9 protein-coding genes and 1 rRNA gene are annotated in these 9,261 nt (G+C 33.1%); all 10 read left to right on the top strand.

The window, feature by feature from the left end; all coding sequences use genetic code 11:
* Nucleotides 1-101 (top strand): 5S ribosomal RNA (rrf, locus tag PHD84_09890); the annotation flags it as partial.
* A 19-nt stretch (nt 102-120) separates the two neighbouring features.
* Complete coding sequence (locus tag PHD84_09885) at nt 121-771, top strand: HAD family hydrolase (protein ID MDD5638108.1); 651 nt, start codon at nt 121-123, stop codon at nt 769-771.
* A gap of 8 nt (nt 772-779) precedes the next feature.
* On the top strand, nt 780-1,619 hold the full coding sequence (gene mutM / locus PHD84_09880) for a DNA-formamidopyrimidine glycosylase (protein MDD5638107.1): 840 nt from the start codon (nt 780-782) through the stop codon (nt 1,617-1,619).
* A gap of 55 nt (nt 1,620-1,674) precedes the next feature.
* The gene (gene rnz / locus PHD84_09875; GenBank protein ID MDD5638106.1) at nt 1,675-2,622 is read left to right on the top strand and encodes a ribonuclease Z; all 948 of its coding nucleotides are present in this window, start codon (nt 1,675-1,677) and stop codon (nt 2,620-2,622) included.
* 201 nt (nt 2,623-2,823) lie between these two features.
* A complete protein-coding gene (locus PHD84_09870) occupies nt 2,824-3,009 on the top strand; it encodes a ferredoxin (GenBank protein MDD5638105.1) in 186 nt (61 codons plus the stop codon).
* A gap of 595 nt (nt 3,010-3,604) precedes the next feature.
* Nucleotides 3,605-4,621 (top strand): tRNA 4-thiouridine(8) synthase ThiI, encoded by a 1,017-nt coding sequence (locus tag PHD84_09865; GenBank protein MDD5638104.1) that lies wholly within the window; start codon nt 3,605-3,607, stop codon nt 4,619-4,621.
* Between the two features lie 333 nt (nt 4,622-4,954).
* Nucleotides 4,955-6,028 carry a tRNA 2-thiouridine(34) synthase MnmA gene (gene mnmA, locus PHD84_09860; GenBank protein ID MDD5638103.1) on the top strand — a complete coding sequence of 358 codons (1,074 nt, stop codon included), beginning with the start codon at nt 4,955-4,957 and terminating at the stop codon, nt 6,026-6,028.
* Between the two features lie 185 nt (nt 6,029-6,213).
* A complete protein-coding gene (locus PHD84_09855; protein MDD5638102.1) occupies nt 6,214-6,765 on the top strand; it encodes a transcriptional regulator in 552 nt (183 codons plus the stop codon).
* A complete protein-coding gene (locus tag PHD84_09850) occupies nt 6,762-7,670 on the top strand; it encodes a quinate 5-dehydrogenase (protein ID MDD5638101.1) in 909 nt (302 codons plus the stop codon). Before PHD84_09855 ends, PHD84_09850 begins: the two co-directional genes overlap by 4 nt.
* Before the next feature lie 129 nt (nt 7,671-7,799).
* Nucleotides 7,800-9,023, top strand: coding sequence for a pyridoxal phosphate-dependent aminotransferase family protein (locus PHD84_09845; GenBank protein ID MDD5638100.1), 1,224 nt, complete (start codon nt 7,800-7,802; stop codon nt 9,021-9,023).
* The last annotated feature ends 238 nt before the right edge of the window (nt 9,024-9,261 follow it).

Below are 9,261 nucleotides of genomic sequence, written 5' to 3'. Positions count from 1 at the left end.
CGGAGGGGAACCACCTGTTCCCATACCGAACACAGAAGTTAAGCCCTCCAGCGCCGATGGTACTGCAGTCTTTTCTGCGGGAGAGTAGGATACTGCCGGGAATTTTTTATTGGAGGGGACATGGAAATCAGAATTATATCATTTGATGTAGATGGAACCTTAGTAGACCCCGAATATAATGATTTAATCTGGCACAAAGCCTTGCCAGAAATAGTATCAAAAAAAGAGAATATTGACTTTGAAGAAGCCTTAACTATAGTTCAAAAAGAGTATGACCGAGTGGGAGAAAAGGATTACCGCTGGTATGATATCAAATATTGGATTAGTTTTTTTCAACTCGGCATTGATTATAAAATAATATTACAAAAATATGAGCCGGAAATTAAAATATTTTCAGATGTACCATTAATTTTAGAACAATTATCTAAACACTACCAGCTAATCTGCACCTCCAATATGCCTCGAGAATTTATGGATATTAAGATAAAAAAAATAAAAACATATTTTCAGGAAACCTTTTCAACTCTATCAGATTACAGAGAACTCAAGAATAAAGAGGTTTACTCTCAAATAAACAAAAAACTAAAAGTAGCACCTCAACTGATGTTACATATTGGCGATCATGAAGAACAAGACTATTTTTCTGCCCGAGAGGCAGGGTGGAATGCATTGTTAATTGACCGTTTTAGCTCAGGCTTTCATGAAAAATATCCTGATTCAGTAATTCATGACCTATCTGATATTTTTCACAAAATAGAAATCATTAAATGAGGTAAACAATGCCGGAATTACCAGAAGTAGAAACTATAAAAAGAGATCTGGAACAAGAGGTACTTAACAAAAAAATAATTGGTATTCAGGTTAGCCTTCCCCGACTTATAAAGATTCCTACTGTAAATCAATTCAGAGAATGTCTGAAAGAAGCATTTATAAAAATGATAAAAAGGAAGGGAAAGTATATTTTATGCTTCATGAATACAGGAGACTGCCTAATTTTTCATCTGGGAATGAGTGGTTCTCTGCTATATCAGAAAAGAAATGAGAGGGCAATAGCAAAAATCAATAATAAACATAACCATTTCCTTTTCTTTTTTGAAGACGGTAGTAAAATGATCTATAATGATGTAAGGCAGTTTGGTAAGATTTGGTTGATTAAAGAAAATTATAAATTGAGGGAAATTGAATCTCTGGGATGGGAACCACTGGAAGAAAACTTTACTTTACAAGAGTTTGCCAGAACAATTCAAAGTAAAAAGGGTAATATAAAATCATTATTAATGAACCAAAAGGTTATTGCTGGCATTGGTAATATCTATGCTAATGAAGTACTTTTCCTGGCAGGAATCCATCCTATGCGTAAGGGTAATTCTTTGAATAACAATGAATTAAGGAAATTATACCTTTCTATTAAGAATGTCCTGACTAAAGCTGTGTTGGCCAGAGGAACAACTATGACAGATGAATCTTATCGTGATTTGCAGGGAAAACCAGGAAATTATATAGAGAAGGTTCTAGTTTATGGTAAAAAAAACGGTAAATGCCCTTTTTGTGGTAATCCTTTATCAGTAATAAGGATAGAAAATAGGAGTACTTTTCTATGCTCTTCCTGTCAAAGATAAGAAGCAGGCAAAATTATAAAAATAATGACTAATGTAATAATATAAAAAGAAAATTATGAATAAGGTTATTTTTTTAGGAACAAGCGCTGGTATTCCAAACCCGAAACGAAACTTGTCTGCTTTAGCTGTAATTTTTAATACAACTAATGAATTCTGGTTATTTGATTGTGGAGAAGGAACACAGCGGCAGATTGGTCAGACAAATTTAAAATTATCAAAATTGACTAATATTTTTATTAGTCATTTACATGGAGATCACATCTTTGGACTCCCTGGACTGTTTGCTACCATGGGATTACTGGGAATTAAGAAAGATATTAATATTTTTGGGCCAATGGGTCTGGAGAATTATCTTAGAAGTAGTCTGGATTATTCTTATACACATATCCCTTATTCTTATCATATCTATTCAATAGATAAAGAAAAATTTCTCACCACTAACCTGCTCTGGGAAAAAGGAGATACTGCTGTTTATTGCGCAATTCTTAATCATAATATTGATAGTTTTGGGTATACCATCATCAAGAAAAATATAAAAAGAAATATACTGGTTGATAAATTATTGAATTTGGGTATCCACCCAGGACCAATTTATAAAAAATTTAAAGAGGACAAGATAGTTAATTTAGAAGATGGAAGAATTCTGGCTGCCAGTGATTTTATCAAAGAAACCATAACTACCAAAAAATTGTGCTATTGTGGAGATACAATGTTTTCTCCAAACGCCGTTTCTCTCTCTCAAGGAGCAGATTTACTTATTCATGAAGCAACTTTCAGTTCGAATAGCAAGGGAAAGGCGACTCAGAGTTATCATTCTACAGTTGAAGATGCTATTAAGGTAGCCAGTTTAGCGAAAGTAAAAAAACTGGTATTAACCCATATCAGTTCCAGATACAATGCTTCAGAAAATGAATCTGATATGTATTCCGAATTCAGCGAGAACATTAGCAAGAATGATCCTGAAATTATTATTGCAGAAGATTTTACGGAGATAAAAATATAACTGTTAATTAATAAATTAGTAAATTTATGATGATTAGGTCTTGAATTTTGCTATAATTTAAGTTATCTTATATAAGTCGATCATTTTAAGTAAATTGGCATAAGAATATAAATGTGAAGGATAAGGTTTTTATAGATTGCGTATTTATTTTGCTGGTTTGCCCGAGAAAAGAAAAACTATGATCTATAGGAGGTGAATAATTTGAAAGCAACCGTTGATCAGGATCTTTGTACTGGATGTGGACTCTGCGAAAGCACATGTCCCGAGGTTTTTGAATTACAAGATGATGTAGCAGTGGTTAAGGTTGATGTTGTTCCCAAAGATGCAGAAGAAGCTTGCCAACAAGCTGCTGAGGACTGTCCTGTAGAGGCTATCAGCTGTGAATAGTATTTATTAATATTTATTAAGGAAGAGGGTATCAACCTCTTCCTTAATAAAGACTTACTCCTATTACCGTTCTGTCTTTGTTTGTTTTCCTTCTTCATTTTTTTATTTAACTATATAATAATAGCCAACTTATTAAAGTTAGTAATTATTAAATAACATGCTTTTACCATAAAGATTGATCATTAATATAAATATATTAATTTACCGTTATTTTTTGAATTAGTAACAATACATACTAAAATATACTAAATTTAGATGTTAAGTTATAGATTAATATAATTCGAATAATTTTTATACCTCAGGCAAATTTAGGATTTATAAATATTTGATTTTAGCTAAGTAATATTCAAGGGGAAGAATTACCTTGAATATCCTGATAAAATAGAAATAAAAAAGGGAAAGTAAAAATTGATATTCTCATAAGATGGTTAGAAAGAGTCTTATATAAAATCGAAATAGGGTAAAAAAGAGATAGAGTAGTTCAGAAGAATTCACTTCGCTCACAATAATTAAATAAAAATCATAATTCCAGAGTGAGAATAGTAAATTAATATTATTAATTTATTTAGTTATAAACTTGAGGAGAATACAATTTATGGTAGTAAAGAAAAAAAGAGCTCTCGCTCTTTATTCTGGTGGTCTGGATAGTATACTAGCTATTAAATCAATATTGGAACAGGATATTGAGGTGATAGGGGTATACTTCAGGACACCCTTTTTAAAAAAGAAACCAGATTACTATGGAGAACAATATCTTAATATTGCTTTGTTAATTGAAGATATGAGTAAGGATTTTCAAGAAATATTGCTGAATCCCAAACATGGTTTTGGTAAAAATAAGAATCCCTGTATTGACTGCCGTATTATGATGTTTAAAAAGGCAGGGGAATTAATGGTTCGGGAGAAAGCCTCATTTATAATTAGTGGAGAAGTGCTGGGACAGAGACCTATGACTCAAAATAAAAAAAGCCTGCTCTTAATTAGTGAAGAGTCAGGATATGGTCCAGTGATTTTAAGACCATTATCAGCCTTATTATTACCGGAAACAGAACCTGAGAGACGCCTTATAGTAGATCGGTCGCATCTGATGGATATCCAAGGTCGTTCCAGAAAAAAACAGATAGCCTTAGCCAGGCAATGGGGAATTCAAGATTATCCCTCACCGGCAGGGGGATGCAAATTAACCGAACCAGGTTTTGCTAATAGAATTAAAGACTTGTTAACCAAGAAAAACTATGTTTCTAATGACATAGAATTGTTAAAAGTTGGCCGACATTTTAATATTCATGAGTATATTAAATTAGTAGTAGGTAGAAATGAAAAGGAAAATAAGATAATAATCTCTTTAGCCAATCCACGGGATTATTTGATTAGTTCTTATACTCATAAAGGCCCTATATCTCTATTCCGCTGTTATGATAGCTTAGTTAACAGAAGGGAAGGAATAGAAGAAAATTTAGATTTAGCTTGCAGAATAACTGCGAGGTACTGTGATAAAGAGCAAAAGTCAGATCTGGTGGATATTAATATCTGCAGAAATAACAAGATAATAAGAAAATGCAAACAGGTACTTCCTATATCTGAAAAACTTATAGCATATTATATTATTTGATATTATCGTAAGTTTTTATAATTTCGATACTATCAAATAATCTTTTTTAAGGAAAGAACGATATATGTATGCTAAATTGGATTTTAAGTACATAAAATGTAATTATCATAATACTAAAACCATATATAAAATTATTATAATGTAACCTATGTCCTGAATCAAAAGTGTAACCTATGTGTTGGTTAAATATAAACCGATTTGAACTGAAAACCAAAAACTGTAAACTATTTTACTCTAAGAACTAAATACCAGATACTATTTACTATATACTAACAAAGGGGTTCTCCAGAGGAAGGTTTCCCCTTGAATATCTATTTGAATTAGGACTTATTTATGGCCAGATCTAATAGTATTTTAGTAGCGCTCAGTGGCGGTATTGACAGTAGCGTTGCAGCTTTTTTGCTAAAAGAAAAGGGATTTCAGGTAGCAGGAGTCTATTTCCGCTTAATTGATGACCAAGAATCTTTCGAACAGACCAATTCCGACCATAATAGACAGAGAGTAAAAAAAGTAACCCAAAAGCTAAATATTCCTTTGTATGAGATTGATTATAGAGAAGATTTTTACAGAGTTATAATTATTGACTTTATAAAACAGTATGAAAAAGGATTTACTCCTAATCCTTGTATTTCCTGCAACGAAAAAGTGAAGTTTAAACTACTTTATGATTTTGCCGTAAAAGAAAGTTTTGACTTTATTGCTACCGGTCACTATGTCCGAGTGGAAAAAGATAATAAAGAAGGCAGGTATTTTTTAAAAAGAGGATTGGATGAAAAAAAAGATCAGTCTTACTTTCTCTATAGGATAAATGAATCTATTCTCTCAAAATGTCTTTTCCCACTTGGTAATGTTAAGAAGGAAGATACAAGAAAGATTGCTCAAGAAATTGGTTTGCCAGATTATTCCAGCAGAGAGAGCCAGGAAATCTGTTTTATTCCGGGAAATAATTATCGTAAACTGCTAATCAACTTTGGAAAGATAAAAAATGAAGCAGGATATTTTTTTGATTCTGCCGGTAATATCCTGGGAAGACATAAAGGTATATCCTTTTATACAATTGGGCAAAGAAGAAAAACCGGCTTATCTTTAAATTCCAGAAAATATGTTCTTAAAATTATTCCCGAGAGTAATTCAGTTATTATAGGTGATGAAATCGAATTATATCAACGAGAATTTGGAGTAATAGCAGTAAAATATGTTTCTTCTGAGCCAATCTTCCTGCCAACTAAGTTATTGGTGCAGATTCGATACAATACTCCCCCTGCCTGGGCTACGGTGTATCCCTGGAATGGTGAAAAAATGAAAATAGTATTTGATGAGGCGCAAAGAGCTATAGCACCCGGTCAATCAGCAGTTTTTTACGATAAGGAAACCGTTCTTGGCGGTGGTATTATTAAGCAGTTTTAAATAAGGATTTTTCCATAAGAAAAATTTTTAAATCATGTTCTCTTAATTCTCAATAAAATTTATTCTTTAACCTCCGATTTCCAATTATTCTTTTCATCCCTACATTATCTATTTAACTATTATCATCTTGACAGGATTCCTTTCTGAATATATAATGTGTACAAAAATGTATACAGGATATTAATATGAAATTAATTAGAATTGGGGAAAAGGTAATTTCAGAAGATAAACTACAGAAAGAGATTGCCAGAATCCTAAAATTAAGAACAGAAGGATTAACCCAGGGAGAGGCTGCCAGAAAGTTAGGCATTGAAAGAACATTTGTTTCACGACTTGAGAGTCTAGGAGAAATAAGAAAAGGAGAAAAGATTGCCCTGGTTGGCTTTCCAATTAAAAATAAGGGAGAGGTGCTTTCCCTTTCTAAAAAATATGGCATTGATTATACTTTGATATTAACACAACAGGAACGCCAAAATTTTGTTAAAAGCAGAAATAAAAACGAACTCTTTAATGATATCCTTGGTATTATCACCAATTTGCTTGATTTTGATGTAATTATTTTTCTGGGTTCCGATAAAAGAGTTGATTTTGCAGAAAAGTTATTCCATATTCAGGTAATTGGTATTGAGATTGGCAAATCACCAATTACTGAAGACCAATATATAAATCCGGCCATAATTGAAAATGTTCTAAAAGAAGTGAAAATACTTACATTAAATGAGGAGATGAAAAAATGAAGAAGGTACTGGGTGTTAGTTTGGGTTCTTCATCTAGAGATCACAAGGCGAGAGTCGAAATTTTAGGAGAAGAGGTAGAAATTGAAAGAAGAGGTACTGATGGTGATACCCTTAAAATGATGCAAATATATCAAGAATATGATGGCAAAGTAGATGTATTTGCCTTGGGAGGAACAGACTTATATCTTTATTCTGGTCCTTCTGGTAAAAGATACATTATAAAAGAATCAGCCAGGATTGTTAGTGTAATTAAAAAAACACCAATTGTAGATGGAACTGGAATTAAATACGAGCTGGAAAAAGATGTTATTAGATATATTAATAAAAATACTGATATTCACTTTCAAGGTAAGAAGGCATTGTTATTAATCACTGTAGATCGATTTGGTCTGGCAGAAGGGCTGATTGAAGCTGGCTGCAAGATGGTCTTTGGAGATCTTATCTCCTGTCTGAACATACCCATTCCTCTTTATAATCTGGAGACACTAAGTAAAATAGCTAAGGTTGCCATTCCCATTTTGATAAATTTACCTATTAAATACTTATACCCTACTGGCCAGAAGCAGGAAAGCAGTAATCCCAAATATGGTCGTTTTTTTAATGATGCTGATATTATTGCCGGCGATTATCTCGCTATAAGTCAGTATATGCCATCCAGAATGGAAGGGAAAATAGTCATTACCAATACTGTAACCTTACAGAATGTTAATGATTTGAGAGAAAGAGGGGTAGAATATCTTATTACCACCACTCCCCAATTTCAGGGAAGGTCTTTCGGTACTAATGTCTATCAAGCTGTCTTAGTAGCGGTTTCAGGGAAAAGACCGGAGGAGCTTACTGGTTTGGATTATCTTGATTTAGCTAGAAAATCAGGTTTTAAGCCCAGGATTGAAAAATTAAACTAATGTTAATAGAAAAATATTAAAGATATTTCAGAAATATTTTAGAGTATCAGATTTTTTTATAATGCCGATACGCTAAGATACTCTTTTATAAATACAATATTAAAGGTTTCTCCAGGGAGCAAATTCTCCTTGGATATCCTGTTAGAAAGAAAGGAAAAAAGAATGGTAATACCTTTAGAACAAAGAATCAGAGAAACAAATGAACGAGCAAGAAGGATGAAGGAAAATAAATCCTTCTTCTATTTAAAGAGTATAGAAGGAATCTCCGGTGCCAGAACTCAAATTGAAGGACGTGAAATGATTATGTTTGCCTCATACAATTATTTGGGTTTGATATCTCATCCTAAAGTAAAAGAGGCAGCAAAAAAAGCCATTGATGAATATGGAACCGGAGCTGCAGGGGTACGTCTTTTAGCAGGTACTACCAGGGCTCATGAAGAGTTGGAAGAAAAGATTGCTCAATTTAAAAAGACCGAAGATGCCATAACCTATAGCAGTGGCTATGTTACTAATTTAGCTGCTATTACTACCCTTTGCCAGAGGAGTGATTTAGTTATTATGGATAAGTTGGATCATGCCAGCATAATTGATGGTTGTTTACTATCAGGAGCTACTCACCGTAGTTTTTTACATAATAATATGAAGAGCCTAGAAAATATATTAGCACAGTCTGAAAACTACCAGAATAAACTTATAGTAGTTGATGCTGTTTATAGTATGGATGGTGATATTGCTAATTTACCTGAAATATCTCAGTTGGCTAAGAAATATAAAGCTAAACTTATGGTAGATGAAGCGCATTCTATAGGAGTTATTGGCAAGACCGGACATGGTATTGAGGAACACTTTGGCTTAGAAAATTCAGTAGATATCTTTATGGGAACTTTAAGCAAGACTATACCCTCTATTGGTGGGTATTTGGCCGGGGATAAAGATTTAATTAATTATCTTAAATTAAGCTCTCGCCCCTTCATATTTTCTGCCAGTCTTCCTCCTGTAGCTGTGATGGCTGCCAAGGCTTGTTTTGAGGTTATTGAAAGTGAGCCAGAATTAATAGAACAATTACAAAATAATATTAAACAGTTTAGAGAAGGGTTACAGAATATGGGTTACAATACTGGCAATAGTGAAACAGCGATAGTTCCTATTATGGTGGGAGATGAAGAAAAAACTCTCCAATTATGTAAAAAGGTCAATGAAGAAGGAATCTTTATCTGTCCTATCCTATTTCCAGCTGTTCCCCGAGGTACTAATAGATTGAGAGCTCATGTGCTGGCTGCTCATTCCTCAGCAGATATAAAAAAAGCCTTGTCCATTTTTGAAAAGGCTGGTAAGTCTTTGGGGATTATCTAAATTTGAATATGGGGAATATATAGGCAGATCTTTTACTTAGATTGATAATTTAAATACAGGTAAAATATCCTCCACCTACACCTAATCTGACCATAATCGATTGTGTAGAACTTATACTGCTCCCCTTTAACAAAAGGATGATTTTAAGTTAGAATAAGCTCATAATTAGAAAGGAGTCTATTCTAAGATGAAACGGCGTACATGGGAGAGCAGTCAAAAATTAAAGATTGTTCTGGAG

Source organism: Atribacterota bacterium (genome assembly GCA_028717805.1).
Classification (GTDB): domain Bacteria; phylum Atribacterota; class Phoenicimicrobiia; order Phoenicimicrobiales; family Stramentimicrobiaceae; genus Stramentimicrobium.
The sequence above is the reverse complement of the archived record's forward strand: the minus strand, read 5'-3'. Positions and strand labels throughout refer to the sequence as shown.

Coding starts and splice junctions, on each gene's coding strand:
- rnz (MDD5638106.1), top strand. CDS start 1,675: ATGAATAAGGTTATTTTTTTAGGAACAAGCGCTGGTATTCCAAACCCG.
- mutM (MDD5638107.1), top strand. CDS start 780: ATGCCGGAATTACCAGAAGTAGAAACTATAAAAAGAGATCTGGAACAA.
- PHD84_09885 (MDD5638108.1), top strand. CDS start 121: ATGGAAATCAGAATTATATCATTTGATGTAGATGGAACCTTAGTAGAC.
- PHD84_09865 (MDD5638104.1), top strand. CDS start 3,605: ATGGTAGTAAAGAAAAAAAGAGCTCTCGCTCTTTATTCTGGTGGTCTG.
- PHD84_09855 (MDD5638102.1), top strand. CDS start 6,214: ATGAAATTAATTAGAATTGGGGAAAAGGTAATTTCAGAAGATAAACTA.
- mnmA (MDD5638103.1), top strand. CDS start 4,955: ATGGCCAGATCTAATAGTATTTTAGTAGCGCTCAGTGGCGGTATTGAC.
- PHD84_09850 (MDD5638101.1), top strand. CDS start 6,762: ATGAAGAAGGTACTGGGTGTTAGTTTGGGTTCTTCATCTAGAGATCAC.